At 69.6% G+C, this 26,490-nt stretch carries 19 protein-coding genes and 1 tRNA gene; 11 read left to right on the forward strand and 9 right to left on the reverse strand.

Features of this window, described 5'->3' with window-relative positions; genetic code table 11:
- Positions 1-211: 211 nt before the first annotated feature.
- Positions 212-901 carry a 16S rRNA (guanine(527)-N(7))-methyltransferase RsmG gene (gene rsmG, locus KLI87_RS02720; protein ID WP_308165823.1) on the reverse strand — a complete coding sequence of 230 codons (690 nt, stop codon included), beginning with the start codon at positions 899-901 and terminating at the stop codon, positions 212-214.
- A 175-nt stretch (positions 902-1,076) separates the two neighbouring features.
- Here rsmG and KLI87_RS02725 point away from each other — a divergent pair, with 175 nt between their 5' ends.
- Positions 1,077-1,541, forward strand: coding sequence for a DUF6458 family protein (locus KLI87_RS02725; protein WP_156217102.1), 465 nt, complete (start codon positions 1,077-1,079; stop codon positions 1,539-1,541).
- A gap of 890 nt (positions 1,542-2,431) precedes the next feature.
- Here the strand turns inward: KLI87_RS02725 and KLI87_RS02730 are convergent.
- The 5 genes from KLI87_RS02730 to rpmH are packed head-to-tail and all read right to left on the reverse strand — an operon-like array spanning position 2,432 to position 4,878.
- The gene (locus KLI87_RS02730) at positions 2,432-2,917 is read right to left on the reverse strand and encodes a R3H domain-containing nucleic acid-binding protein (RefSeq protein WP_156217101.1); all 486 of its coding nucleotides are present in this window, start codon (positions 2,915-2,917) and stop codon (positions 2,432-2,434) included.
- Between the two features lie 37 nt (positions 2,918-2,954).
- Positions 2,955-3,962 (reverse strand): membrane protein insertase YidC, encoded by a 1,008-nt coding sequence (gene yidC / locus KLI87_RS02735; protein ID WP_214615696.1) that lies wholly within the window; start codon positions 3,960-3,962, stop codon positions 2,955-2,957.
- On the reverse strand, positions 3,955-4,365 hold the full coding sequence (gene yidD / locus KLI87_RS02740; RefSeq protein WP_156217100.1) for a membrane protein insertion efficiency factor YidD: 411 nt from the start codon (positions 4,363-4,365) through the stop codon (positions 3,955-3,957). The genes yidC and yidD overlap by 8 nt, the downstream gene beginning before the upstream one ends.
- Positions 4,362-4,727: a ribonuclease P protein component gene (gene rnpA / locus KLI87_RS02745; protein ID WP_156217099.1), complete on the reverse strand. Its 366-nt coding sequence runs from the start codon at positions 4,725-4,727 to the stop codon at positions 4,362-4,364. The genes yidD and rnpA overlap by 4 nt, the downstream gene beginning before the upstream one ends.
- Before the next feature lie 13 nt (positions 4,728-4,740).
- Positions 4,741-4,878: a 50S ribosomal protein L34 gene (gene rpmH, locus KLI87_RS02750; protein ID WP_131736510.1), complete on the reverse strand. Its 138-nt coding sequence runs from the start codon at positions 4,876-4,878 to the stop codon at positions 4,741-4,743.
- A gap of 2,639 nt (positions 4,879-7,517) precedes the next feature.
- On the opposite strand from rpmH, the gene dnaA reads away from it, so the two are divergent.
- The 9 genes from dnaA to KLI87_RS02795 all read left to right on the forward strand — a co-directional run bounded on the left by dnaA (position 7,518) and on the right by KLI87_RS02795 (position 21,194).
- Positions 7,518-9,629: a chromosomal replication initiator protein DnaA gene (dnaA, locus tag KLI87_RS02755; protein WP_214615697.1), complete on the forward strand. Its 2,112-nt coding sequence runs from the start codon at positions 7,518-7,520 to the stop codon at positions 9,627-9,629.
- A 733-nt stretch (positions 9,630-10,362) separates the two neighbouring features.
- The gene (dnaN, locus tag KLI87_RS02760) at positions 10,363-11,505 is read left to right on the forward strand and encodes a DNA polymerase III subunit beta (RefSeq protein ID WP_156217097.1); all 1,143 of its coding nucleotides are present in this window, start codon (positions 10,363-10,365) and stop codon (positions 11,503-11,505) included.
- Positions 11,506-11,598: 93 nt separating this feature from the next.
- Positions 11,599-12,519: a phosphogluconate dehydrogenase (NAD(+)-dependent, decarboxylating) gene (gene gnd, locus KLI87_RS02765; protein WP_214615698.1), complete on the forward strand. Its 921-nt coding sequence runs from the start codon at positions 11,599-11,601 to the stop codon at positions 12,517-12,519.
- A gap of 227 nt (positions 12,520-12,746) precedes the next feature.
- Complete coding sequence (gene recF / locus KLI87_RS02770) at positions 12,747-13,871, forward strand: DNA replication/repair protein RecF (protein WP_214615699.1); 1,125 nt, start codon at positions 12,747-12,749, stop codon at positions 13,869-13,871.
- Positions 13,872-14,122: 251 nt separating this feature from the next.
- Complete coding sequence (locus KLI87_RS02775; RefSeq protein ID WP_246249879.1) at positions 14,123-14,569, forward strand: DUF721 domain-containing protein; 447 nt, start codon at positions 14,123-14,125, stop codon at positions 14,567-14,569.
- 676 nt (positions 14,570-15,245) lie between these two features.
- On the forward strand, positions 15,246-17,195 hold the full coding sequence (gene gyrB, locus KLI87_RS02780) for a DNA topoisomerase (ATP-hydrolyzing) subunit B (RefSeq protein ID WP_156217094.1): 1,950 nt from the start codon (positions 15,246-15,248) through the stop codon (positions 17,193-17,195).
- Between the two features lie 257 nt (positions 17,196-17,452).
- Positions 17,453-19,963, forward strand: a complete 2,511-nt coding sequence (gene gyrA / locus KLI87_RS02785) for a DNA gyrase subunit A (RefSeq protein ID WP_214615700.1) — start codon at positions 17,453-17,455, stop codon at positions 19,961-19,963.
- A gap of 42 nt (positions 19,964-20,005) precedes the next feature.
- The gene (locus KLI87_RS41400; protein ID WP_308165824.1) at positions 20,006-20,965 is read left to right on the forward strand and encodes a DUF3566 domain-containing protein; all 960 of its coding nucleotides are present in this window, start codon (positions 20,006-20,008) and stop codon (positions 20,963-20,965) included.
- A gap of 155 nt (positions 20,966-21,120) precedes the next feature.
- Positions 21,121-21,194: transfer RNA gene (locus KLI87_RS02795), tRNA-Ile, on the forward strand.
- Positions 21,195-21,200: 6 nt separating this feature from the next.
- Here KLI87_RS02795 and KLI87_RS41805 read toward each other — a convergent pair.
- From KLI87_RS41805 to KLI87_RS02810, 3 genes are all read right to left on the reverse strand, one after another.
- Entirely contained in the window at positions 21,201-22,802 is a 1,602-nt protein-coding gene (locus KLI87_RS41805) for a LacI family DNA-binding transcriptional regulator (protein WP_214615701.1), read from the reverse strand.
- Between the two features lie 3 nt (positions 22,803-22,805).
- A complete protein-coding gene (locus KLI87_RS02805; RefSeq protein WP_214615702.1) occupies positions 22,806-23,510 on the reverse strand; it encodes a helix-turn-helix transcriptional regulator in 705 nt (234 codons plus the stop codon).
- A 761-nt stretch (positions 23,511-24,271) separates the two neighbouring features.
- Positions 24,272-24,490, reverse strand: a complete 219-nt coding sequence (locus KLI87_RS02810; RefSeq protein WP_214615703.1) for a hypothetical protein — start codon at positions 24,488-24,490, stop codon at positions 24,272-24,274.
- Between the two features lie 54 nt (positions 24,491-24,544).
- On the opposite strand from KLI87_RS02810, the gene KLI87_RS02815 reads away from it, so the two are divergent.
- On the forward strand, positions 24,545-26,485 hold the full coding sequence (locus KLI87_RS02815) for an AAA family ATPase (protein ID WP_214615704.1): 1,941 nt from the start codon (positions 24,545-24,547) through the stop codon (positions 26,483-26,485).
- Positions 26,486-26,490: the final 5 nt, after the last annotated feature.

Genomic DNA, 26,490 nt, shown 5'->3' on the forward strand with positions numbered 1-26,490 from the left:
CCGGGGACACCCTGCTCCTGGCCACTCGCGGCCTGAGGGCCGACGGTCTCAGCCGGGCCGGTCTGACCAGAAGGCCCGGCTTGTCCGGCCGCCCCAGCCACTCCGCCAGGACCGGCGGGCTCAGACCGCCCCGGCCCGTCGGCCTGGGCGGGCGCCTGATCGTCGGGGGATTCGTCGGCGCGGTCAGGCCAGCCCCGTCCTGGTCCCGTGCTCATGAAGACCTCTTCCTCGACGCTTTAGCGCGCCGGGGCGCGCGTTGTTGTCGCCCGACCGCCCCGTCCCGGACGACCTCCCGGTCGGTGACCACGCGGACGAGCGTTGTCGGCGGATCGACCATACCGCGCCCCACTTGAAGCAGTTCGGTGGTCCGCACACCGAACCGCTTCAGTACGGGACGCGCCTCCTCCAGCTCCGCCGCGGCGCGTTCGCCCTTGAGGGCCAGCAGCTCCCCACCCGGACGCAGCAGCGGAAGCGCCCATTTCGCGAGCCGGTCGAGGGGGGCCACGGCCCGCGCGGTGGCGACGTCCATCGAGAACTCCTCGACCACCTCCTCGGCCCGCGCCCGCCGGACCTCGACATTCGGCAGCCCGAGCAGCTCGACGCACTCGTTCAGGAAGGTCGTGCGGCGCAGCAGGGGTTCCAGCAGCGTGACCCGCAGGTCAGGGCGGACGATCGCGAGGACGATCCCCGGCAGCCCGGCACCCGAGCCGACGTCCACGACCTGCGCTCCGTCCGGGATCGCCTCGGCCACCACCGCGCAGTTGATCAGGTGCCGTTCCCAGAGCCGGTCGACCTCGCGCGGCCCGATCAGCCCCCGCTCGACGCCGGCGTCGGCAAGGAACGCCGCGTAGCGCTCCGCGATCGGAAGCGCGTCACCGAATACCTCCCGTGCAGTCCCCACCGTACGAATCGTTCCACAAAAACCAGCGCGGACGTACATACGAAACGTCCCAGCCCAGGGACGGGGCGGCCCTTCCCACATGGTCAGAACCACACACCCGTCGGCATATTCGCCGTCCACCGGGTACAGGAAGGGTCGGTGTCACCGGCGCCTGCCCCCGGAAGGAGCTTGGCACATGGGAATCGGAGTCAGTCTCGCGTTCATCGCCCTCGGTGCGATCCTCGCGTTCGCCCTTCGCGTCGATCTCAGCGGACTCGATATTCACCTGGTCGGATGGATCCTGATCCTGGTCGGCTTGATCAGCATGGGTTTCACCCTGGCGTACACCCGTCCTCGGCGTCGCGCCGGCCGGGTCGTCGGGACGGACCCGGCATATGGCGACGAGCCGGGCACGATCGTCCGCGAGGAGCACATCGTCCAGGATCCCCCGCCCGCCGCGGGTGGGCCCGTCACGCGGATCGAACGCGTGATCGAGCATCCAGTGGACGAGGTAACCCCGCACGGCCAGGTGGAGCAGGACCCTTCCTTCGCCCAGGACCCTGCGAGGGCGCAGGATCCCTCGCTCGCGCAGGATCCGGCGGGGGGGAACAGGCGGCCCCTCCTGTCCGACGACCGCACACCGCACCAACGGCGGCGGTAGTACCTAGCGCTCGCTCGGTGTGTCGCCTCCGTCCGCGACACACCGAGCGCTAGCGAGCGTCTCAGCTCAGGAACTGCCTGCCCACGCCCACGGCAGCGTCACAAAGCCCTCGCTTCCGGGTTCCTGAGGACCCGACACGCGTTTCCAGCGCGGGCACACGGGACAGCAGGGCGGCGGCGATCAGGTCGCACCAACGTGAGCCACGGACAACCGGCACTGCTCTGCCATCGACAGAGCCGGCCGACCCGCCATTCCGTTCACGCCCCGCCCCGGGACCGCATGATCCCGCCGGGCCATCAGCGACCAGCCGGAACGCGTCGTTCGACGCCCCGCCGAGCAGACACCCGAGCCCAGTACGACATCTCCTTCGGCGCCATCGCACCGCCACCCCCGTCAGACGCGGTGAAGCTGCTCAACATCCGCGAAGCTCCTGAGACAACTGCCAATGAGGGCTCTCACGGACGCGTTCGTTGTCGGGAGCGTGCTCGTCCCACTGCCACAAGACAACGGACGACAGGGCCTCGGGCTCCGGGACAAAACAGCCGCTTCTCCCCGCCTAGAACAAGGGCCTCAGCGCCCGCAGACCGCCCGAATCACCGAAACAGCGGCGACCCGACGACCGCCAGGAGATCCGTCGGACAACCGCCCACGAAGATGACCCTGGGCAGCTCTTATCCACAGAACCTCGTTCTACTTCTCTCCGCCTCCCCAGCACGGAAGCATGAAATGCGAACGGCCCCGGCAGGTGATGCCGGGGCCGTGAAGGGAGCTGCGGATGATCGGCCGAACCCTTGGACCTTCTTCGCCGGGTCGGTCGGCGGAGAACCGACCCCACTCGAACGACGGCGAGCCCGCCCGCCGTCATGGATCAAACGGGCGGCGCCACGTCCTCAGGCGGGGTAGACGACCACGTAGCGGTCGGGCTCCTCCCCGTCGGACTCGCTGCGGAGCCCGGCGGCGGCGATCGCGTCGTGAACGATCTTGCGTTCGAACGGGGTCATCGGGGCGAGCGGCTTGGGCTCGCCGGCCTGCTTGACCTCGTCGGCGACGTCCGTGCCCAGCTTGGTCAGCTCGGCGCGGCGGCGTTCGCGGTAGCCGCCGATGTCGAGCATGAGGCGGGTCCGGTTGCCCGTCTGGCGGTGCACGGCGAGCCGGGTCAGCTCCTGCAGCGCCTCCAGGACCTCGCCGCGCTTGCCGACCAGCTCGTCCAGGGAAGCGCCGACGACCGCGACGATCGCGCGCTCGCCCTCGACGTCCATGTCGATGTCGCCGTCGTAGTCACCGATGTCCAGCAGGCCCTCGATGTAGTCGGCGGCGATCTCGCCTTCCTGTTCGAGCGCCTGGACGTCGACCTCGGTGGTGTCGGTCTGGCTCAACGGGATCTCCTTCTCGGGCACGGGCTCGGGGTTCAAACTAGCGCTTCTGGCTACCGCTGCGCTTGCTGCGCGACTTGCGGGTCGGCTGGTTGCGGACGACCTTGGCCTTGGTGTCCTCGGGCTCGGGCTCCGGAGCCGTCTCCTTCTTGAGCCTCGCCTTGACTCCGGAGGCGGCGGGAGCGGCCTTCGACCCGGCCGTCTTGGTACCGGCGGCCTTGCCCTTCGCCGGGCCGCCCTTGGGCGGGGCGCCCTTCGCGGGGGTGCCGTTCGCGTCGCCCGTCGTGCTGAGCGGTGGGTACCGCTTGTAGATGTAGTGCTGCTGGGCGAGCGTCCAGCTGTTGGACGTCACCCAGTACATGAGAACACCAAGGGGGAAGCCGAGACCGAAGAGACCGAACAGGGGCGCCAGGAAGACCATCATCTTCTGCGCCTGCATCATCGGGTTGGCGTCGTCGGTGACGGGCTGGCGCTTCATGCTGGCCCGGACGGTGAAGAACGTGGTGCAGGAGCTGATCACCACGGCGATGGCCGTGACGATGATCGCTGTCCAGCTCTTGGGGTCGGCGCCCCAGGCGTTGAGGAAGGTGTCCGGGATGTGGGCACCGAAGATGTTCGCGTTCTGGGCGCTCTCGACCAGATCCCACTTGAGCGCGAAGACGTCGTGGCCTTCCTTCGCGTCCGAGATCCGCTTGAGCGTCTGGAATAGACCGATGAACACCGGCATCTGCACCAGCAGCGGAAGGCAGCCGGAGAGCGGGTTGGCGCCGTTCTCCTGGTAGAGCTTCATGACCTCCTGGTTGAGGCGCTGCTTGTCGTTCTTGTACTTCTTGCGCAGCGCCTGGACCTTGGGGTTGAGCTCCTGCATCTTCCGCGAGGCGTGGATCTGCTTCACGAAGAGGGGGACCATCGCCAGCCGCAGCAGGACGGTCAGCAGAATGATCGAGCCGCCCCAGGCCCATCCACTGTCCTTGGGGACGACGGTGCTCAGCGCCGTGTGAATCCACACGATGAGCTGAGCGACGATCTCGTACAGCCAATCAAGCACCGGGCAGCTCCTTGGGCTCTGCTAGGGCGGGACCGCTCTCCTCGCGGCCGGAGTTCGAAGAAGCCGCCGCGGACAGCGACTGGGAGGCCGACCCTCCAGGCCCCCCGGAGAAATGCGCACCGGCCGCCTTCTTCGGCGGCACCGGGTCATAGCCCCCGGGGTGGAAGGGATGGCACCGGCCGATCCGGCGGACGATCAGCCACGTTCCGCGCGGCGCGCCGTGCGTCTGGAGCGCCTCCAGGCCGTACGCGCTGCATGTGGGCTGGAATCGGCACTGCTGCCCGAGCAGGGGACTCAAGAAGCGGCGGTAGGCGCGGACGAGAAGGATCAGCACCCTGGCCACGGGGCCTGGTGCCCCCACCGGGTGCTGCGAGGGGAACGAGCCCCCCTGCCGACTCCTCATCTTCGCCCCTTGGACGCGGGCCGCAGCAGCCGATCGAGCGCCGACTCCAGATCCGCGGCCAGTTCGTCAGGACGCGCCTTCCCCGCTGCGGGGTTGGCGCGCACTACGAGCAGGCTACCCGCTGGGAGTCGGTCCAGTTGCCGCCGCACCAGGTGCCGGAGCCTGCGCCGCACCGAGTTGCGGACCACGGCGTTCCCGACCGTCCGCGACACGATGAATCCGACCAACGGGGGCACCGCTTCGGCGCCCTCGTCCGGTGGAAGCAGGTGAGCGACGACATTGGGCCGTCCGGCGCGGCGACCGCGCCGGACGGCCAACGTGAAGTCGTCCCGCCGCCGCATCCGGTTCCCGGACGGCAGCATTGAGAGAGGTCGATCAGACCGCGATGCGGGCGCGGCCCTTGCCACGCCTCCCGGAGAGGATGGCGCGCCCGGCGCGGGTACGCATGCGCAGCCGGAAGCCGTGCTTCTTGTGGCGACGACGGTTGTTCGGCTGGAAAGTACGCTTGCTCACCTGAGGCTCCAGTGCTGCGGTCGGTTCGTCTTCAAGGGCTCGATAACTCGCACCGAGGGTCGCGTCTGGTCCCCCGCAGCGGGGGCCCACCCGTGCTTCCCAGGAGGGGCAGCCGGCGGGCACGCGTCAGCTCCATCGATGCGACTCGACCTCAGAACGTTACGGGTTACCCGCCCATGCGGTCAAACGGAGCGAACCCCGCCCGCCACCCCGATCCGCCAACGCCACCTCCACCGCCCCTCCCAACACGCCATCACACCGCTCACCGCGTCGCACTCCACCAAACCAACGCGCCATACCCGACTCACTCGCCCCCAGCACCCGGCCGGCTACCCACTCCAGCTCCCACCCTCGTCATCTCCTCGGGGCGTCGTCGCAGACCACCAGGAACCGCTGGCGCCCACCGGCACGGCCTTCGCCACCAGCTACCGGCGCGTCCCTGGGCGCAGGGCTCGCTGAGCGATTCCCGCGTCTGTTCCTCGCCACCCCCGCGCGGCCAAACCAAGAGCTGGACGACCCGCGCGCCGCACGTGCCGAAGACACCGGCCAACCGATGGTCGCCCTGTCGCCTGCCCGCGTCGCTGTCGTGCAGCGCCCCCGACATTCGGCCGCGCCGCTGCCCTCAGGAGTCGCGTCGCAAGTGCGCCTTCGCGCACCGCTCAACCGCCGCCGTCGCGGGCCTCAGCCGCTAGCGACGCGCGGACGTCGCGCGGCCCTGGCTCTCCGCCCCGTCATCAGTCGCGGCGGCCGACGACCTCGTCGCGCTGCGCGACCCACCTGGCCGTATCGGGGCCCACCCCCCGTCGCCCGCACCGCGCCATCACCACTACAACGCCCGCTGGCCCCCGCCAGGCCCCCGCCAGGTCCATGCGAGGTCCATGCGAGGTCCATGCGGCATTCTCCCGCCGCTGTCAGTAGCTGCTGGCCGAGGACATCACCTGATCACCCGATGCTCGTCGCTATTAGCCCGTCTGGCGGACCTGCCTGACCGCGCTAGAACTCCCGCCGCCCCATCCGGCGCGACCCGCCTGACCGCACCAGAGCTCCCGCTGCCCCGTCTGGCGGACCTGCCTTACCGCGCCAGCTCTCCCGCCTCCCCGTCCGGTGCGACCCGCCTGACCGCGCCAGAGTTTCCCCCCGGTCCGGGGCGCGTCCTGCCTGACCGCGCATAGCTTCACTGCCCCGTTTGGGGCGCGTCCTGCCTGGCCGTGGCGGAGCTTCCGTCGCCTCTTCCGGAGACGCGTCCTGTCTGGCGCGTCAGGGCTCCCGGCGACCCGTCCCTGCCTCGGCGTCGCCCGTCGACCACGGCTGGTCGTGTCGCCTCGCCGTCGCATCCTGTCTCGCGCCCGTCGCACCAGCCAGCGCGCCGCCGGTGGTCGGCCACCCGGGCCCGCTCGTCGCCTCGTCGCCCGCGACGGCGAGTCGTCTTGCTGCCAGCCGGCGGGGACGCGGCGGCGCGTGGCGGAATCCTGCTCAGAAACGGCGCGTCCTTGCAGCCCGTGGCCGTCGTTCACAGTGCTGGACGGCTGCCGATAGCTCAGCACCGCACCCGCCATTCGCCGCCACACCACCGGGAATCGCCCTGCGGTTGCCCCGACTTCGTGGGCCGCGCGACCTCCGTAGTCGTTGCTAGATGTCGCCGCCGTCACGCGTGCCGCCGCCCCCTGCCACGGTTCTCCGCGCCGCCGTCCGTGTTCAGCACCGACGACTTATGCGGCTAGCGGCGTTTCGCCCCGCCTTTCGCCCGCCTCACCGCGTGATGCCGTCGCCTCCGGCTGCCATCGGTCGCCGCTTGTCGGCCGCTGGCCCGGTATTCCGCTGTCGCTGCCGTTGGTCACCGCTGGCTCTGTGGATTGCGCTCGGTCGCTGCGCTACCTCTCCTGGCGTCCTCTAGGCCATGGCGACCGCCTCATCGGGGCCGCCGACATCTGCTGCTCGTCGCTAGCGACTCGTGTCGTCTTCTGCATCGTTGGCGAGCGCGTCGTGATGGTACGGGCGCCGTGTCGCGTCGTATGGCGCTGGGCGCCCCTGCCGCTGTCACGATCGCCTTGGGACGCCGCGCCGCCTGCCTGCGTCGCCCTCGGGGCCGCCTGCTGGCGTTCTGGCCTCGTCATCGGGGGACGGCTCGTCGGCCCCTCAGCACGCCGTTCGTCCCCAACGCTGGTGCGGTCGGGTCTGTCGTGATTCTGTGTTGGGGGAGCGCTGGTTGGTGGGGGTGTCTGGGGTTGTTCGTCGGACCTCGATGCGGTGGTGGGGTGTGGGTGGCTCGGGGTGGTCGTGTTGCGGACGGCGGCGGGCAGCGTTAGGGTCTCCCGGGCGAGCCGACGCTCCTGATGAAGGATCCGAAGGTCGGCGTTCGTCCACCACTCCGCTCCAGACACCCCCAGATTCGCTCCTCTTCATTGGCCGTTCAGTCGGCTGGGGAGCGCCCCCGTTCTCATCTGTCCGGGCCCGCGTCGCGGGCTTTTACACAGGGCGCCCCATGTTCATGCACAGCATGTGGACAACTCTGTGGACAACTCGTGAGAGAGTAAGTCTTCCGCGTCGCGGCCGGGCCCAACGAGGCGGGCCGCATCCCGTGGGAGAGCTGGGCAGTCAGGTACTCCGTTCGGCGGAGTTGTGGGGAGGGGACCTTGCGCATGGACGGTCAGGATCTCGGATCGGTCTGGGCCCGCACCCTCACCGCACTGGCTGAGAGCGACCTGTCTCCCAGCTACCGAGCATGGCTGCCGATGGTCCGGCCCCTGGCCCTTGTGGAAGGGACGGCGCTCCTCGCCGCGCCCAACGAATTCGCCAAGGACGCCCTGGAAACACGGCTGCGCAACCTGATCACCCAGGCGCTTTCGCATGAGCTCGGCAGGGAGATCCGTGTCGCGGTGACCGTCCAGCCGGAACCGCCCGGGGGAGGCGGGGCCGAGCCTCTGGCGGCGCCGGTCCACGACTCCGCATATGGCGAACGTCCCCACGACGAGCACGACCGGGACCGCTCCTATACAGAGCCTTCCTACGGAGAGCAGCGTCCCTATCCGGAGCAGCCTTACAGGCCCCAGTCAGGAGTTACCCACAGCCCCGGGGGTCCCGGTGGATATCCACAGGGGGACGAGGACCGTGGATGGCCGCAACGGGACGCCGAGCATGGCGGTGCCTATCCGCCCGCGCCTCGTCCGCCCGCGTATGGAGGACGAGGCGCCCCCTTCGACGGACGCGGCGGCCAGGGCTACCCGAGCGGTCGCGGACGCCCCCCTGGTGGTTCGGAGGGGTACGGCCCGGAGAACTACGGCACCGGGCCGGAAACGTACAGCGGCGAGCCTCCCGGACGGCCACCGCATGCGCCGTCCCACCTGAACGACCGGACGCTCGGCCCGCTCCGTCCAGGCAGGGCTGAACCGCAGGGGCCGGAGAACCAGCACGGCGTTGGCGAGCCCCCACTGGGGCATCCCGAGGACCCGTACCAGAGCAAAGGGCCCTCGGACCAGTACAGGTCGGAGAAGCAGTACCGCTCAGAGGACCAGTACAGGGCGGACGAGCCCTACCGAGGTGAGGCCGGCTTCCGGGACGAGGAGCCCCCCGAGACGCGTGGCCCTGGCACCGGTACCGGTGGCGGTGGCGGTGTTCCCAGCGCCAGCCCCGTGCAGAGCGGCCCCGGTATCCCTGCGGGCGCCCCCGGCGGCCCCGGGGCGTCGAGCGACACGAGTTCCTCCGGGGCGTCCGAGCATGCGCGCCTCAACCCGAAGTACACGTTCGAGACGTTCGTCATCGGCTCCTCGAACCGGTTCGCGCACGCGGCGGCCGTCGCGGTCGCCGAGCAGCCCGCCAAGGCCTACAACCCGCTGTTCATCTACGGCGACTCCGGTCTCGGCAAGACGCACCTTCTCCACGCGATCGGGCATTACGCGCAGAGCCTCTTCAATGGCGCGCGTGTCCGCTATGTGAGCTCCGAGGAGTTCACGAACGACTTCATCAACTCGATCCGCGACGGCAAGGCGGACGGTTTCCGGCGCCGCTACCGAGACGTGGACATCCTTCTCGTCGACGACATCCAGTTCCTTGAGGGCAAGGAGCAGACGCAGGAGGAGTTCTTCCACACCTTCAACACGCTCCACAACGCGAGCAAGCAGATCGTGATCTCCAGTGACCGTCCGCCCAAGGAGCTGGTGACGTTGGAGGACCGACTTCGCAACCGCTTCGAGTGGGGGCTGACGACCGACGTGCAGCCGCCCGAGCTGGAGACGCGGATCGCGATCCTGCAGAAGAAGGCGCGCCAGGAGGGCCTGGCCGCGCCGCCCGACGTGCTGGAGTTCATCGCCTCCCAGATCGCGACGAACATCCGCGAGCTGGAGGGCGCGCTGATCCGGGTGACGGCGTTCGCGAGCCTGAACCGTCAGTCGGTGGACATGAAGCTGGCGGAGATCGTCCTGAAGGACCTCATCCCCAACGACTCGGGTCCGGAGATCACCGCGGCGATGATCATGGCGCAGACGGTCGAGTACTTCGGGACGACGATCGAGGACCTCTGCGGGCCGTCGCGCTCGCGGATGCTCGTGACCGCGCGGCAGATCGCGATGTACCTGTGCAGGGAGCTGACGGAGCTGTCGCTCCCCAAGATCGGCCAGCAGTTCGGCGGACGCGACCACACGACGGTCATGCACGCCGAGCGCAAGATCCGGTCGCTGATGGCCGAGCGCCGCGCCATCTACAACCAGGTCACCGAGCTGACGGGGCGCATCAAGCACCAGGCCCGCAAGCGCTGATCAACACCCTGTGGACAACGCTCCGGCGCGCCATCGGAGATCATCGGAGGCTTGTGGACGGCGCGTGAACGCCCGCTCCCCGGTTGTGGAAAGCTCGCAGGTGCACGCGGCGGCCGTGACAGGGCCGGTGGGGGCCGGGTCCGCCCGTCCCGAAGCAGGAGGAAATACCGGAAAACGCGACAGACCACGGGGATCGCAATTCACAGCCTGGGGAAAACCCTGGGGATCTCCGTGGATAAGCCAGGGGAAAACCTGCGGACAACCTGAGGACGACTCGTGGATGGATTGTGGACCGGCTGGGGACGGCCGCCCGGCATCATGGGGACGAACTCGTGGACAGCCTGGGGACTTCCTGGGGACGGCCTGGGGACGACCACGGCGATCACCCGCCATTGTCACCGGAGGCCGCGTCGCACCGGGAGAACCTGCGGAGAACTCGTGGACAACCGGGGGAAGACATGGGGATGACGTGTGGGGACGGATCCGTCGTCCTCAGGCGCCGTCGCGTCGTCCACGGGTCATGCACAGCCCCGGTGGATGAGGATTCGCACTCTCACCTGGGACGATGCGTGATATCCACACTATCCACGGCCCCTATGACTAGTACTGCACTACTTCTCTACTCAAGAAAAGATCCATCTCAAGTCAGGGCCTGGGGACAACGTGCCCCGAGTGCGCCGACCGAGATCTCTCCACCTCACCCTTGTCCGAAACCTGCAGGAGGCGGGTCCCCTTGAAGTTCCGCATCGACAGAGACGCCCTCGCCGACGCCGTCGCCTGGACCGCGCGCACGCTCCCGGTCCGTCCCCCCGTCCCGGTCCTGGCGGGCATGCACATCGTGGCCGGGGGTGAGGGCAACAGCGACCGGTTGAAGCTCTCCGCGTTCGACTACGAGGTCTCCGCGCAGGTCTCCACGGAGATCGACGTGGAGGAGGCGGGGACCGCCCTGGTGTCGGGGCGCCTGCTCGCCGAGATCTCCCGCAGCCTTCCTCCCCACCCTGTGGAGGTGACGACGGACGGGGCGAAGGTGATGCTCCGCTGCGGCAGCGCGAAGTTCACACTTCTCACCATGCCTGTGGAGGACTACCCGACCCTGCCGGAGATGCCTCCGGCGGCGGGCGCCGTGGGCAGCGACGAGTTCGCGGCCGCCGTCGCCCAGGTCGCCATCGCGGCGGGCAAGGACGACACCATCCCCATGCTCACCGGTGTCCGTGTGGAGATCGAGGGGGAGACCGTCACGCTCGCCTCCACCGACCGCTACCGGCTTGCCGTCCGCGAACTGCACTGGAAGCCGGAGCGCCCGGACTTCTCCGCCGTCGCGCTCGTCCCGGCCAAGACCCTCGCCGACACCGCCAAGTCGCTGACGGCCGGTGCGGAGGTCTCGATCGCGCTCGCCGGGACGGGCGGCGCCGGCGAGGGCATGATCGGCTTCGAGGGCGGCGGCCGCCGCACGACCTCGCGGCTACTGGACGGCGACTTCGTCAAGTACCGGTCGCTGCTGCCGAGCGAGTACGCGGGGCTCGCCGAGATCCAGACGGGCCCGTTCATCGAGGCCGTCAAGCGCGTGTCCCTCGTCGCCGAGCGGAACACCCCCGTGCGGCTCTCATTCAGCCAGGGAGAGGTCGTCCTGGAGGCCGGGACCGGGGACGAGGCCCAGGCCGTCGAGGCGCTTGAGGCGACGCTGGAGGGCGAGGACATCGACATCGCCTTCAACCCGCAGTTCCTGCTCGACGGGCTCTCGGCGATCGGCTCGGACGTCGCCAGGCTCTCCTTCACCACCCCGACCAAGCCCGCCGTCCTCACCGGCAAGCCGCCGCAGGACGGCGAGAACCCGAACTACCGTTATCTGATCATGCCTGTGCGGTTGTCTGGGTAAGGCCCGATCCTGGGGCAATACCCGGGAACGACCGATCCGCAGGGGAACCGCCCCCGCGGAACCCGCGCAGCACGTACGTACAGGGGAGTGAGCATGGAGCTTGGGATCATCGGCCTGGGCAAGATGGGCGGCAACATGGCCGAGCGACTGCGCCGGGGCGGCCACACCGTCGTCGGCTACGACCGCGATCCCGGCGTCAGCGATGTCGGCTCGGTGGAGGAGCTCGTCGAGCGGCTGTCGCCCCCGCGCGCCGTCTGGGTGATGGTGCCCGCGGGCAAACCCACCCACGACACCATCGAGAAGCTGGGGGAGATCCTCCAGCAGGGCGACGTCGTCGTGGACGGCGGCAACTCCCACTACGTGGACGACCAGAAGCACGGCGAGGAGCTCGCCACCAAGGGCATCGGCTTCGTGGACTGCGGTGTCAGCGGCGGCGTGTGGGGGCTGGAGAACGGCTACGCCCTCATGGTCGGCGGCGACGAGGACAACGTGAAGCGGCTCATGCCGGTCTTCGAGACCCTCAAGCCCGAGGGGGAGTTCGGGTTCGTCCACTCCGGCAAGGTCGGCGCCGGGCACTTCGTCAAGATGGTCCACAACGGCATCGAGTACGCGATGATGCAGGCCTTCGGCGAGGGCTACGAGCTGATCGAGGCCAGCGACATCGTCACCGACGTGCCCGCGACCTTCCACAGCTGGCAGGAGGGCACGGTCATCCGGTCCTGGCTGCTGGACCTGCTGAACCGCGCGCTCGCCGGTGACCCCGAGCTCGACGACATCCGCGGGTACGCCAACGACTCCGGCGAGGGCCGGTGGACGGTCCAGGCCGCCGTCGACCACGCCGTCCCGCTGCCGGCGATCACCGCGTCGCTCTTCGCCCGCTTCGCCTCCCGGCAGGACGACTCGCCCGCGATGCGGGTGGTCGCCGCCCTCCGCAACCAGTTCGGCGGCCACGCGGTCGAGTCCGCCAAGGGCGCCGACTCCCCCGGTGCCGACGTGACCCCGCCTCCGGTCTGACCCGGTCCGGCCCGGGTCGGCCGGTCACCGGTCGACCCGACCCGCCCCTTCGGCGCCTCGCCCGGCCGGACGGAGCGACACCGCGGGCAAGTTATCCACAGGCGTGGATTTCTCGGCCGGACGCCGCCCATCCGCCGGACAATGGGTGCCGTGGCCGACGCGGCGGCCGGGAGCGGGCGGAGGTGAAGGGGCCATGTGGTGGACGGGAGGCTCTACGCTCGTGTCCCGTGCACGTGGCCCACCTCTCGCTCCAGGACTTCCGCTCGTACGCGACCGCCGAGGTCTCGATCGAGCCGGGGGTCACGGCCTTCGTGGGGCCCAACGGGCAGGGGAAGACGAACCTGGTCGAGGCCATCGGGTACGTCGCCACGCACGGCAGCCACCGGGCGTCGACCGACGCGCCGCTGGTCCGGCAGGGCGCGCCCCGGGCGATCGTCCGCGCCGGTGTGGTGAAGGACGACCGCAAGGCGCTGATCGAGCTGGAGATCAACCCGGGGAAGGCGAACCGGGCCCGGCTCAACCGGTCCCCCATCCCGAGACCCCGCGAGATCCTGGGGATGCTGCGCACCGTCCTGTTCGCGCCCGAGGACCTGGCCCTGGTCAAAGGCGATCCGGGGGAGCGCCGGCGGTTCATGGACGAACTGCTGACGCTGCGCGCCCCGCGCTTCGCCGGCGTCCGCGCCGACTACGACCGCGTCCTCAAGCAGCGCAACGCCCTGTTGAAGTCGGCGGCCGCCCACCGCCGCTCCCCCGGCCCCGAGGTCCTCGCCACGCTGGACGTCTGGGACTCGCACCTCGCGCGGACGGGGTCCGAACTGCTGGCCGCGCGGCTGGATCTCGTGGCTGCGCTCCGTCCCCTCGTCGCGCGCGCGTACGAGGCCCTGGCACCGGCGAGCGGCGCGGCGGACCTGCGCTACAAGAGCTCGTTGGGTGAGGAGGAGTTGTCCACAGACCGTGGACAACTCGCCGAGCGGATGCTCGCCGTGGTCGCGGACTCCCGCAAGCAGGAGCTGGAGCGCGGCGTCAGCCTGGTCGGCCCGCACCGGGACGAACTCGTCCTGCGGCTGGGGGAGCTGCCCGCGCGCGGCTACGCCAGCCACGGCGAGTCGTGGTCGTTCGCCCTCGGCCTCCGGCTGGCCGCGTTCGACCTGCTCCGCGCGGACGGCGACGACCCCGTCCTGATCCTGGACGACGTGTTCGCCGAGCTGGACGTCGGCCGCCGCAGCCGCCTGGCCGAGATGGTCGCCCCGGCCGAGCAGGTCCTGATCACGGCCGCCGTCCCGGCGGACGTCCCGTCCGAACTGACGGGAGGCTCGTATACCGTCTCGGACGGCCAGGTCGTTCGTGAGTGATCCACACCGGTGAGGAGAGTGTCATGCCGGACGATCCACAGGATGTGCACAACTCCCCCGAACCCGTGAACCCGCGAACTCCCCCAGCGAACTCCGGCGACCTCCCCCGGTCGGCGCCGACCCCGCCGTCCTCAGGCCCGGGAAGCGGTTCAGAGTCCGGCGCCCGTGCGGAGTCCGGCGCCCGTGCGGAGTCTGCGGACTCGCCGAAGTCTGCGGACTCGCCGGGGGCCTCGGGCAAGTCGGGGATCGAGTTGGCCAGGGAGGCGCTCGCCCAGGCGAAGGCGGACGCGCTCAAGCGCGGTACCCTCCCCGGCCAGGGGAACAAGCGCAAGAACACCAAGCTGGTCCGTGTCCGCGAACCGGGCCGGGGGGGCGACCCCAAGCAGTTCGGCACCGCGATCCGCGAGCTGCTGGCCTCGCGCGGGTGGGAGCAGCGGGCCGCCGTCGGCGGGGTCTTCGGAAACTGGGCCGGGATCGTCGGCCCCGATCTGGCGGAGCACACCCGTCCGGATCACTTCGAGGAGGGCGTCCTCACCATCGCGGCCGATTCCACGACGTGGGCGACACAGCTGCGCCTGCTGTCCTCCACACTCGTCCGGCGCCTGAACGAGGAGCTCGGCCACGGCACCGTCCGCCGCGTCAAAGTGGTGGGCCCCTCTTCCGGCCCGCGCAGAACCGGCGCCTGGCGTGTCCGCTGACCGCTGTCCACAACCATCCCCACAACCCCTAAGGGCGGGTACACGCCGGCCGTAGTCACTGAGCGGATGTGGCCTTAGCCACGATGCGCGCGCTCAGCTATCCACACCCTGTGGCCGGGCATGTGTGCCCGCGTGCACCAGGCCGCTCGACGCGCCCGGCGCCAGTCGCCCCAGCAGACGGGGGATCAGGTGTCGCGAGCACGGCCCCGGCGGGGCTGAAGGCGCGCCTCGCGGGGGCCGAGCGCGAAGCGGCGGCGGCCCGGCGCACGGGCACCGCAGACGAGCGGCCTGCCGGGCGGGCTCGTCCGGGCCGGGTAGAAAGGTAGGTAGCTCGCTGTGACCGAATGTCGGTGGCGGGTGAGAACATCTGTTCGGGACATCAGGCGACGAGTTCAGCAGCGAGCGCGCCGTAGGCCAGAGAACCCCCCTAGGGCTATGGGGGGATGCAGCTCCAGGCCCACCAAGCCGCCACACGCGCACACAGCGCTCGTGAGTGCCACTTTTCGCCGCGTGACCCGGTAGACTGGGTTCGGGTTCAGGATGCTGCGCCGCCATGGGTCGCCCAGGGCTCTACCGACACGTACAGAGCACAAGGGCGCCCCATGTGTGTTACGGGGCACACCGCGCTCCCTCCCGGGCGTGGGGGCGGCCGACATCCCCGGCAGGAGGATCTCCTTTGGCGTACGACGCTAGTTCGATCACTGTCCTTGAGGGCCTTGAGGCGGTTCGCAAACGCCCGGGCATGTACATCGGGTCGACCGGTGAGCGTGGTCTGCACCACCTTGTCTACGAGATCGTGGACAACGCGGTGGACGAGGCCCTGGCCGGCTACGCCGACGACATCGTGGTGACACTGATGGCGGACGGCGGTGTCAGCGTGCTCGACAACGGGCGCGGCATCCCGGTCGGCGAGCATCCGGTGGAGAAACGCCCGGCCATCGAGTTGGTGCTGACGACGCTGCACGCGGGCGGCAAGTTCGACGGCAAGTCCTACGCCGTCTCCGGCGGCCTGCACGGTGTCGGGTCGGCGGTCGTGAACGCGCTGTCCAGCCGGCTTGAGGCCGAGGTCAAGGTCGACGGCCACGTGTGGCGCCAGTCCTATACCTGGCAGGGGCCCGAGACGGAGCTGCGCAAGGGTGAGGAGACCAGCGAGACCGGTACCCGCATCACCTTCTGGCCCGACCCGGAGATCTTCGAGACCACCGAGTGGAACTTCGAGACGCTCTCCCGCCGCATGCAGGAGATGGCGTTCCTGAACCGCGGGCTGAGCATCACGCTGGAGGACGAGCGCCCCGAGCACAGCGACGGTGAGGGCGAGGGTGCCCCTCATGTGGTCAAGTACCACTACGAGGGCGGCATCGAGGACTTCGTCCGCTACATCAACGCGCGCAAGGACGCCGCCCACGAGTCGGTGGTCTACTTCAGCGACGACACCGAGGGCATGTCGGTGGAGATCGCGATGCAGTGGAACTCGTCCTACGCCGAGTCCGTCCACACGTTCGCGAACACGATCAACACGGCCGAGGGCGGTACCCACGAGGAGGGGTTCCGCGCGGCGCTGACCACGATCGTCAACCGGTACGCCCGCGACAAGGGGCTGCTGCGCGACAAGGACGACAACCTCACCGGCGAGGACGTCCGCGAGGGCCTCACCGCGATCATCTCCATCAAGCTGGCCGACCCGCAGTTCGAGGGCCAGACCAAGACCAAGCTGGGCAACACCGAGGCCAAGTCGTTCGTGCAGAAGGCGTGCAACGAGCACCTGCGCGACTGGTTCGAGGAGAACCCGGGCGAGGCCAAGGAGATCATCAACAAGGCGTCCCAGGCGGCGCGGGCGCGGGTGGCGGCGCGGCAGGCGCGCGACCTGACCCGGCGCAAGAGCCTGCTGGAGTCGACGTCGCTGCCCGGCAAGCTGTCGGACTGCCAGTCCACCGACCCGTCGCGGTCGGAGCTGTACATCGTCGAGGGCGACTCGGCGGGCGGCTCGGCCAAGGGCGGCCGCAACCCGCACTTCCAGGCGATCCTGCCGATCCGCGGCAAGATCCTGAACGTGGAGAAGGCCAGGATCGACAAGATCCTGAAGAACAACGAGGTGCAGGCGATCATCACCGCCCTCGGCACCGGCGTGCACGACGAGTTCGACATCTCCCGCCTGCGCTACCACAAGATCATCCTGATGTCGGACGCGGACGTCGACGGCCACCACATCAACACGCTGCTGCTGACCCTGCTGTTCAGGTTCATGAAGCCGCTGATCGAGGCCGGCCACGTGTACCTGTCCCAGCCGCCGCTCTACAAGATCAAGTGGGATGCCCGGGGCTCGGACGCCGACTACGCCTACTCCGACTCGGAGCGGGACGCGATCATCGAGGCCGGTGTCGCCGCGGGCAAGCGCGACCCCCGTCCCCGCGACCTCGTCCAGCGCTTCAAGGGCCTCGGCGAGATGAACGCCAACGAGCTGTGGGACACCACGATGGACCCCGACAACCGGGTCCTGCTCCAGGTGCAGCTCGACGACGCCGCCCAGGCGGACGAACTGTTCAGTGTGCTCATGGGCGAGGAGGTCGAGCCCCGGAGGGAGTTCATCCAGCGCAACGCCAAGGACGTGCGCTTCCTCGACATCTGAGGTACGCGGCCCAGGAGCCGGCCCAGGCGGCGCCCCGATCAGGTGAGGCGACGACCCGGCGGCTCCGGCGGCCACCCGGCGCGACCGGTCCCGGCGCGGCCCCGGCCCGAGCGGGCCGGCGCGATCCGTCCGGCCGGCACGGCTCCCGTTACCCGCCTACCGCCGGCCATCGGCCGAGGGGCCCGAGACCGTGAGCGGCGTCCGGGCCGCCGCGCGGCGACGTACTTCCATCCCACCAAGCAGAAGAGGTCTTGAGAGTGACGGACGTGACCACAGAGGGTGGACACCCAGGCGAGCGGATCGAACCGGTCGACATCCAGGTCGAGATGCAGAAGAGCTATCTCGACTACGCGATGTCGGTCATCGTCGCGCGGGCCCTGCCCGAGGTGCGGGACGGGCTGAAGCCGGTCCACCGCCGCGTCCTGTACGCGATGTACGACGGCGGCTACCGGCCCGACCGCGGCTACTTCAAGTGCGCGCGCGTCGTCGGCGACGTCATGGGCAACTACCACCCGCACGGCGACTCCGCCATCTACGACGCCCTGGTCCGCCTGGCGCAGCCGTGGTCGATGCGCTACCCGCTGGTGGACGGCAACGGGAACTTCGGTTCGCGCGGCAACGACCCGGCGGCGGCCATGCGGTACACCGAGTGCCGCATGGCGCCCCTCGCGATGGAGCTGCTGCGCGACATCGACAAGGAGACCGTCGACTTCTCCCCCAACTACGACGGCCGCTCGCAAGAGCCCGACGTCATGCCGTCGCGGTACCCCAACCTGCTGGTGAACGGCTCGGCCGGCATCGCCGTCGGCATGGCCACCAACATCCCGCCGCACAACCTGCGCGAGGTCGCCGAGGGCGTCCAGTGGTTCCTGGCGAACTACGGCGCCTCCGACGAGGAACTGCTCGAAGCGCTGATCGAGCGGGTCAAGGGCCCCGACTTCCCGACCGCCGGCCTCATCGTCGGCCGCAAGGGCATCGAGGAGGCGTACCGGACGGGCCGCGGCTCGATCACGATGCGGGCCGTGGTCGAGGTCGAGGAGATCCAGGGCCGCACCTGCCTCGTCGTCACCGAGCTTCCCTACCAGGTCAACCCCGACAACCTCGCGCTCAAGATCGCCGAGCTGGTCAAGGACGGCAAGCTCGACGGCGTCGCCGACGTCCGCGACGAGACGTCCGGGCGCACCGGGCAGCGCCTGGTCATCGTCCTCAAGCGGGACGCGGTCGCCAAGGTCGTCCTGAACAACCTGTACAAGCACACCCAGCTCCAGGAGACGTTCGGCGCGAACATGCTCGCGCTGGTGGACGGGGTGCCGCGCACGCTGCGCATCGACCAGTTCGTCCGGTACTGGGTCGCGCACCAGATCGAGGTGATCGTCCGCCGCACCCGGTTCCTGCTCCGCAAGGCCGAGGAGCGCGCCCACATCCTGCGCGCCCTCCTCAAGGCGCTGGACCGCATCGACGAGGTCATCGCGCTGATCCGCCGCTCGCCGTCCGCTCAGGAGGCGCAGCGGGGCCTGATCGGCCTGCTGGAGATCGACGAGATCCAGGCGCAGGCCATCCTCGACATGCAGCTGCGCAAGCTCGCCGCCCTTGAGCGCCAGCAGATCATGGACGAGTACGACAAGCTGATGGCGGAGATCGCCGACTACAACGACATCCTCGCCTCGCCCGAGCGGCAGCGCCGGATCGTCGGCGAGGAGCTCGCGCCCATCGTCGAGAAGTACGGCGACGAGCGGCGCACCGAGATCATTCCCTTCGACGGGGACGTGTCCTACGAGGACCTCATCGCCGAAGAGGACGTCGTCGTCACGATCACCCGCGGCGGCTACGCCAAGCGCACCAAGACCGACCTGTACCGGGCGCAGCGGCGCGGCGGCAAGGGCATCCGCGGCGCGCAGCTCAAGCAGGACGACATCGTCGACCAGTTCTTCGTCACGACGACGCACCACTGGATCCTGTTCTTCACCAACAAGGGCCGCGTCTACCGCGCCAAGGCCTACGAGCTGCCCGACGCCGGACGCGACTCGCGCGGCCAGCACGTCGCGAACCTGCTGGCCTTCCAGCCGGACGAGCACATCGCCCAGGTCATGGACCTGCGCGACTACCAGGTCGCGCCCTACCTCGTGCTCGCCACCAAGCGCGGCCGCGTCAAGAAGACCGCGCTGGGCGACTTCGACTCGCCGCGCACCGGTGGGATCATCGCGATCAACCTGGTCGACGACGACGAGGTCATCGCGGCGCGGCTGGTCTCCTCCGAGGACGACCTGCTGATGGTCTCCACCGGCGCGCAGGCGATCCGGTTCCGCGCCGACGACGACTCGCTCCGCCCGATGGGCCGCGCGACGTCCGGCGTCATCGGCATGCGGTTCGAGGAGGACCAGGAAGTCCTCAACATGCTTGTTGTGCAGGACTCGTCCCAGGATGTCCTGATCGCGACCGAGGGCGGGTACGCCAAGCGCACGCCGGCGGACCAGTACCCTCGCCAGGGTCGTGGGGGCAAGGGCGTTCTCACCGCTAAGATCGTTCAAACGCGCGGCAGGCTGGTCGGGGCACTGATGGTCGGTCACGACGACGAGGTGTTCGCGATGACGTCCAACGGGGGCGTGATCCGCACCACCGCGGCGGAGATCAAGCAGTCCGGCAGGCAGACCATGGGCGTTCGCCTGATGAACCTCGCCGACGGGGACAGCGTGGTCGCCATCGCGAGGAACGTAGAGTCCATGGTGGACGCAGAGGACGCCGACGGCGAGGGGGGCGACGGTGAGTGATGCGCCCGGCCTCGTCACCGAGCCGCTAGGCCAGGAGGACACGTGAGCACGGAGCCCGGCAAGAGCAAGGGCGGATCCGGCGCGGACGCGGGTGGCGAGGCCCCCGCCAAGCGCCCCGGCGGCAAGTCAGGCAAGACCGTCGCCGCCGCCTCCGCCAAGCCCGGCCGGGACGAGGCGACCGTCGAGATCACGTCCGCGGACGAGACCAGGGCCGACCTCGCCCACATCGAGGACGAGTCCGAGAAGTCGGAGGCGTCCGAGGGCGACACGCCGGAGATCGCTCCGATCAAGGACACCACCGAGCCTCCCTCGTCCGACGACCGCCCGGCCACGTCGTCCTCCTCGGACAAGCCGAGCGACCCGGCGCGGTCGTCCTCCCCGTCCTCGGGTTCCAAGAGCTCCTCGGGGTGGTCGAAGCCGGCCGAGTCCCCGGGGTCGGGGACTCGGCCGAGGAAGCCCTTCGGACGCCGCGACACGCCGTCGTCCAACTCGTCGGGCTCCGGGGGCACGTCCAGCTCTCCGAAGTCCTCGGGCGGCTTCGCCGGGACCGTCCTGAAGGACCGGCCCGCGCCCGCCGCCCCGGCGGTGGCCCCGTCCTCCACCAAGCCCGCGGTGAACGCCAAACCGGCGCGCAAGGCTCAGCTCCAGCTGGCCCGGCTCGAACCGTGGTCGGTGATGAAGTTCAGCTTCGTGATGTCGGTGGTCTGCTTCGTCGTCCTGCTGGTCGCCGTCACCGTCCTGTACACGATCCTCGCCGGGCTCGGCGTGTTCGACGCCATCAGCGACACGATCAACAGCCTCACCAAGCAGCAGGGCGAGACCACCGGCGGCGTCGACGCCGGGAGCTGGTTCTCCTTCTTCCGCGTCTTCGGCTACACGGTCCTCGTCGGGGCGCTGAACGTCCTGCTCATCACCGCCCTCTCGACGGTCGGCTCCGTCATCTACAACCTCGCCGCCGATCTCGTGGGCGGCGTGGAGGTCACCCTCAAGGAAGCCGAGTAGCCCGCCTCGCGGGCCTCCTGACCGCCGCCCCGACAACGCCCGAGGACGCCATGCTGACCAGTGGATCCGCGCGCCGCCGCCACCGGCTAATCGATTTCCGGTTGCCGCGCCGGATGGGGTAACCTCTCGTTGCGCCGCAAGGGCGGCGGCAGTACGGGCCTATAGCTCAGTCGGTTAGAGCGCATCCCTGATAAGGATGAGGCCGGTGGTTCAAGTCCACCTAGGCCCACGCAGGTCAGGCCCTCTTTCGAGGGCGAGACCGAAGGATAGACACCTCCCTCTGTGGGAATTCTGTGGGACGATCATCAGATCGTCCCACTTCTTTTTGCCGTTGCCGCGCCCGCAGCAGCTCGTTCAGCACGGCCACCGGGGAGTGCGGATGCATCTCCAGCCTCGCGTCCAGGGACTCCTCCCAGCACGCCGTCAGATCGTCCATCAACTCCTTCCGCATCTCCGGCGTGACGTGCGAGTACACCCCGCCGATCCCGCCGAGCTGGTGACCGAGCCGCTCATGGGAGAGGACTTCCGGCGTACGAAGTTGGACCATCAGCGACTTATGGCTGTGCCGCAGTCCGTGCGGCGTCAGCATCGGCTCGATCGGAGTCCAGCACCAGTCCGCCCGCCCGGCGGCGTTCCGACCCCGCACCGGCATGCCGGGGAACGGCTCCGCTGCTATCGGTACCGGCCGCAGCGATCCCGAGTGCTTCGGGAACCACCCGGACACCGCAGGCTTGAAGATCCACGTCTCGAACCCTGACCGGCGCCAGTGGTGCGCAGGGGCGGACGTAGGAGCGCGTGGACCGTCGTACCCAAGCTCGGCCATCGCCTCCTCTACACGCGCGCGGGTCCTCTCAGCGACGCGCTCCGGGTGCCGCATCACGTTGCTCACCGTCCCGACGCTCACCCCCGCGTGCTTGGCCACGTCGCCGATCCCGGCCGCTGCACGGTCCCGGCCTCGGCCGCGAAACACCGTCACCTGCCCATGGCACACGCAGCGCTCCGGCGCCGTTCGGGTGATGTGTCCGGACAGCAGGTCCGACAGGAACGGCGGAATGTCGACGTCCCGGAAACCGTCGTCCTTCGGCTCCTTCCGCTCGAACGTCCCGTCGTCATGCTCGACGTACTCCCACTCGACGCGGACCGTCGACAGGCGGAAGTACTCCCGCTCCAAGCCCACCAGCTCCGCCCAGCGCAGGCCGGTGTAGGACTTCGTGAGGACCATGACGAACTCGTCGTCGCGGCCCGACAGAACCGCCGCCCGTTCGGCGATGAGCAGGGCACCCAACGGGTTGGTGATGGCCTTCTCGGCCGCGCGGGTTGCCGACCGGCCGGACCGCTTCCCCCGGCCGCGCCGCCTCGTCACCGGGTTCGAGTCGATGACGCCTGCGTCCACGGCATCGGCCATCAGGGTGTGCAGCAGGGCGCGGTAGGACTTGATGCTGGAGGCGGCGCAGCCCTCGGCGCGCTTGGCCTTCTCCCAGGCGTCGACGTCCTCCCTGCGGATGTCGGCCAGGGCCCAGTCCTCGAAAGCCGGGAGGATGTGCAACTCGATCCGCGTGCGGTAGTTCCGCATCGTCGTTCGGGCGAGGTCGTATCCGGCGTAGACGCGGTTGACGAACTGGCCCACCGTCTCCCGACCAGCCGCCGGGTCGTGCCACTTCCCGCCTCGGACCTCGGCCTCGGCGTCCTCGCCGGCCTTGTCGGCGTCCCGCTTCTTCTTGAAGCGGAGCGTCGCGCCGTTGGCGTCCTTGACCGTGGGATATTTCCCGCGCCCGTCGTTGAACCGGGCGATGTAGTAGGCGTTGGAGCCGTTCCCGCGCTTCTCGGTGTAGGCCACCGGTTACCCCTTTGGGTCGAGATGCGCCATGTCGCCCGGTAGGCGCGGCGGTGCAAAACCAAGCCGCCTGATCTCGTTCCTGGTGGCCAGGATCTGTCGTTCCACCGCACTCTGCATGGCGTCCACCATGTCCTTGAAGTGCGCCTCCAGGAAGGAACGGACCTCGCTGTCCTCGGCCGAGCCGCGCAGCAGGCGCGGGATCGCGAAGTACTCCTTCACCTGCTGCTCGTGCCTGCGCATCAGGCGGATCGGTGTGGCGCCCGCTCGCCATCCCGTCTCGGGGTCCTCGTACCACTCGTGAAGCCCTGTGGACGGATCCAGCTCGCCGCGACCATAACGCTGAGCCCATTCGTCTCCTGACAAGCTTGACGGGAACGGCCCTTCTCCCATGAACCACCGGGCCGCGTCCCAGGTGGACACCTCGCCCTCGCCGAGCGGCGTCTGGACGGAGTCCGCTATCCCCACGGGAAAGAGGAGGAGGATCGGCGGGACGTCCAGGGCTCGCGCGAGGGCGAGTAGATCCTCAGCGTCCACGCGCCGGTCACCGCGCTCGATCCGGCGCAGACCAAGGGGTGGGATCGGTCGACCGATCGCCTCCAGCTTCTTGGCCAATTCGGCGTAAGAGAGCTTCTGTGCCTCGCGGATGCGCGTGAGAGCGCTGATCACCTGCTGCCCGGCGGTGCCGGGAGGGATCTTCTTCTCTGCCATGCAGCCATCCTGTAACAAGATGATCCCGCGCGCAACACATCTTGACGCGCTTGACGCGCGTGGCCATGATTGTCCTTCATGCAGGATCAAAAGGATCGCGCGACCGGATCATCATGTTCCGCGCTCGTGCCTGACCCGGACCGTGAGCCGACCATCTCGGTTGCCAGGGCCTCGGCCATCGCGGGAGTCGCCAAGCGCACGGGATATGACGCCGTCCACCGCGGCGAGTGGCCAGCGTCCCGAGTCGGCCGCTGCGTCCGCGTCCACACCCGTGCGTTCCTCCAGCGCATGGGTCTGACCGAGGAGTCCGCAGCGTGACACCGCAACTCCACACCCCCGAAGAGGCTGCGGTCATCCTCCGCTGCAAGCCCTCATGGCTCCGGGAGAAGGCCCGGCTCGGCGAGATCCCGTGCACCATGCCCAGCGGCGCATATCGCTTCACCGACGCGCACCTAGAGGAGATCGTCCGCATCTTCGAGCGCCGCCCAGAGGACCATGCCGCGCCGATGCCTCGGCGGCTCAGGACTGCGCCCCCGAGCACGGGCGCCCTCCAGTTGCGCGCCCGGCGTCCCCGTCGCCAGCGTCAGGAAGGGAGCACGGGTGCGGCTTGAAAACGAGGAAAGCCGCCCCGGGCGCGAGGCGGCTTCCAGAGACGAGCAGCCGGGCGGGCGCAACGTCACGTCAACGATACCCCGCCATCCCGTCGCGCACGTGTCCCTCTACGCGCCCGCCGGCTGTTCGATTTGTTCGGTTTCGCGTTCTCATCTCTCCGCGCGGAGTGGAGCGTGAGCGAACTGGACGCCGGCATGGCTCGCGAGTGGCTGGAGATCCTGCACGGTGGGTCTCCTGGCTTCATCGGCATCGCTGCCGCTGATATCCGACGGGATAAGCGATTCGCCCACGCCACGTTCGAGACCATCGACGATGCCGTGCGCCACGTCGCGCATCTTGATCGGGCGGGCAAGCAGGGCATCTATCACCGGGTCACGACGCTCCGGGAACGACCTCCGCAGGGCCAGCGCGGGAGCGCCGAGATGTCCCTGACCTTCCCGGGGCTGTGGGCCGACATCGACATAGAGGGACCGGGGCACAAGACCACCGAGCCGCTTCCCCCGGACGAGGAGGCCGCCCGCAAGGTCGTGGAGGCGGCGAGCCTGCCGGAACCGACGCGCTGGATCCACTCCGGCGGCGGCATGTACCCGTGGTGGCTGCTCGCCGAGCCGCACCTTCTCGGCGACGATCTCGCGCAGGTAGAGGAGATGTCCCGCCGGTGGCAGGTCGCCCTGGAGCATGGCGCGAAGCGCCTCGGCTACCACTACGGCAACGTTGGCGACCTTGCTCGTGTCCTGCGTATCCCTGGCACCGTGAACCGCAAGGCGGGACTGTCCCGGCCGTGCCTGCTGCTGCCCGACCTCGGCCCGTCCTACACCCTCGCGGAGCTGTACGCGGCGGCCGAGGCCGCTACGCCACCGCCCCCACCGACCCCACCGACTCCCGCGCCCGCGCCGATCTCCGCCGCGCAGGAAGCGTTCTGGCGCGACAACGACAGCCACCATGACGGGCCAGGCCCGTTCGATGCCCTCGCCGAGGTCGCCAGGTGGGCGGACATCCTGGAGCCGCACGGCTGGACGTCCGGCAAGGATTATGGCGGCGAGGGCGGCGGCGAGATCTGGAACCGCCCCGGCGGCACCTCAGGACTCTCGGCCCTCTGCGGGCGCAACGGCGTGCCGAGCATGGTCGTGCACTCCACGGAGGCCGGGCTACCGTCCGGCGGAGGCCAGCACCTCACCATGGGCCGCGTGTTCGCCCACCTGAACTTCGGCGGAGACGAGTCGAGCGCCGGGAAGGCGCTGCGCGCGGCGGCGGCCGGTGACCCGACTGCGGACCGGGCAGCGGCGGCCCTCCCGGCGCACGTGCTGAGCCACATCGCCACCCGATGCAACATCCCGAGCTGGACGTCACCCATCACGTCCCCCGTGCAGCCGCAAGGCGAAGCGTCACCCGAGCCCACCGCCCCCGAGCCGAGCCTTCTCGATCGGCTCCGCGCCGCACTCGTCGACACCCGGGGCCTGGACGGGATCCCCGACCCCGTCCCCCTGGTCGACGGGCTGCTCTACCGCGACTCCCTCGCGTGGCTCCACGGCAAGCCGGGGCACGGCAAGAGCTTCGTCGCGCTCGACTGGGCAGGCTGCATCGCCGGCGGCCTGCCCTGGCAGGCCCACGACGTCGTCGCCGGACCCGTGGTCTACCTCGTCGCCGAGGGCGTCATCGGCGTCCGGCAACGCGTCCGGGCCTGGGAGGAGTGGACCAGCGTCGAGATGCGAGGCGTCTCGTTCCTGCCCGTCGCGGTCCAACTGCTCAACCCGGCGCAGCTCGCCGCGTTCGTCGACCTGCTCGCCGGGATCCAGCCCGTGTTCGTCGTCGTCGACACCCAGGCGCGCGTCACCGTCGGCGCCGACGAGAACTCGGCGAAGGACATGGGGCAGCTCGTCGCCGCCCTGGAGCGCATCCGGGCGACCACCGGGGCGTGCGTCCTGCTCGTGCACCACGAGTCCCGCGCCGGGGACAACATGCGCGGCTCCACAGCGCTGGAGGGCGCGGCCGAGACCATGATCCGGGTCAGCAAGGACGGGCCGCACATCCGGCTCGACAACACCAAGCAGAAGAACGCCCCCGAGCACGCGCCCCTCCTCCTCCGCCTCGTCCCGCGGGGACCGAGCGCCGTCCTGGAGTCCCAAACAGGCGTGGGACTCGCCGAGGAGCTGTCCAACTCCGAGACCGCGATCCTGGAGGCCATGCGGGACTCGTTTGGGACTACCGGCGCCAGCGGGGCCACCCTCCGGGACGTCACCGAGATCCCGAAGACGAGCTTCTACCGGGCGCTAAACCTGCTGGTCACAAAGGGGATGCTGGAGAACACGGGCACCGACAAGCGCCCCTTCTACGTCCTCGGCGGAAACGAGGACATGCCGTGAGTCCC

It is taken from the genome of Actinomadura sp. NEAU-AAG7 (genome assembly GCF_018603865.1).
GTDB classification, from domain to species: Bacteria; Actinomycetota; Actinomycetes; order Streptosporangiales; family Streptosporangiaceae; genus Spirillospora; species Spirillospora litoris.

Bases quoted from the DNA above. Each gene is read 5' to 3' on its own strand.
- KLI87_RS02725 (WP_156217102.1), top strand. From the start codon at position 1,077: ATGGGAATCGGAGTCAGTCTCGCGTTCATCGCCCTCGGTGCGATCCTC.
- yidD (WP_156217100.1), bottom strand. From the start codon at position 4,365: ATGAGGAGTCGGCAGGGGGGCTCGTTCCCCTCGCAGCACCCGGTGGGG.
- rnpA (WP_156217099.1), bottom strand. From the start codon at position 4,727: ATGCTGCCGTCCGGGAACCGGATGCGGCGGCGGGACGACTTCACGTTG.
- dnaA (WP_214615697.1), top strand. From the start codon at position 7,518: ATGGACGGTCAGGATCTCGGATCGGTCTGGGCCCGCACCCTCACCGCA.
- gnd (WP_214615698.1), top strand. From the start codon at position 11,599: ATGGAGCTTGGGATCATCGGCCTGGGCAAGATGGGCGGCAACATGGCC.
- KLI87_RS02805 (WP_214615702.1), bottom strand. From the start codon at position 23,510: ATGGCAGAGAAGAAGATCCCTCCCGGCACCGCCGGGCAGCAGGTGATC.
- KLI87_RS02815 (WP_214615704.1), top strand. From the start codon at position 24,545: ATGTCCCTGACCTTCCCGGGGCTGTGGGCCGACATCGACATAGAGGGA.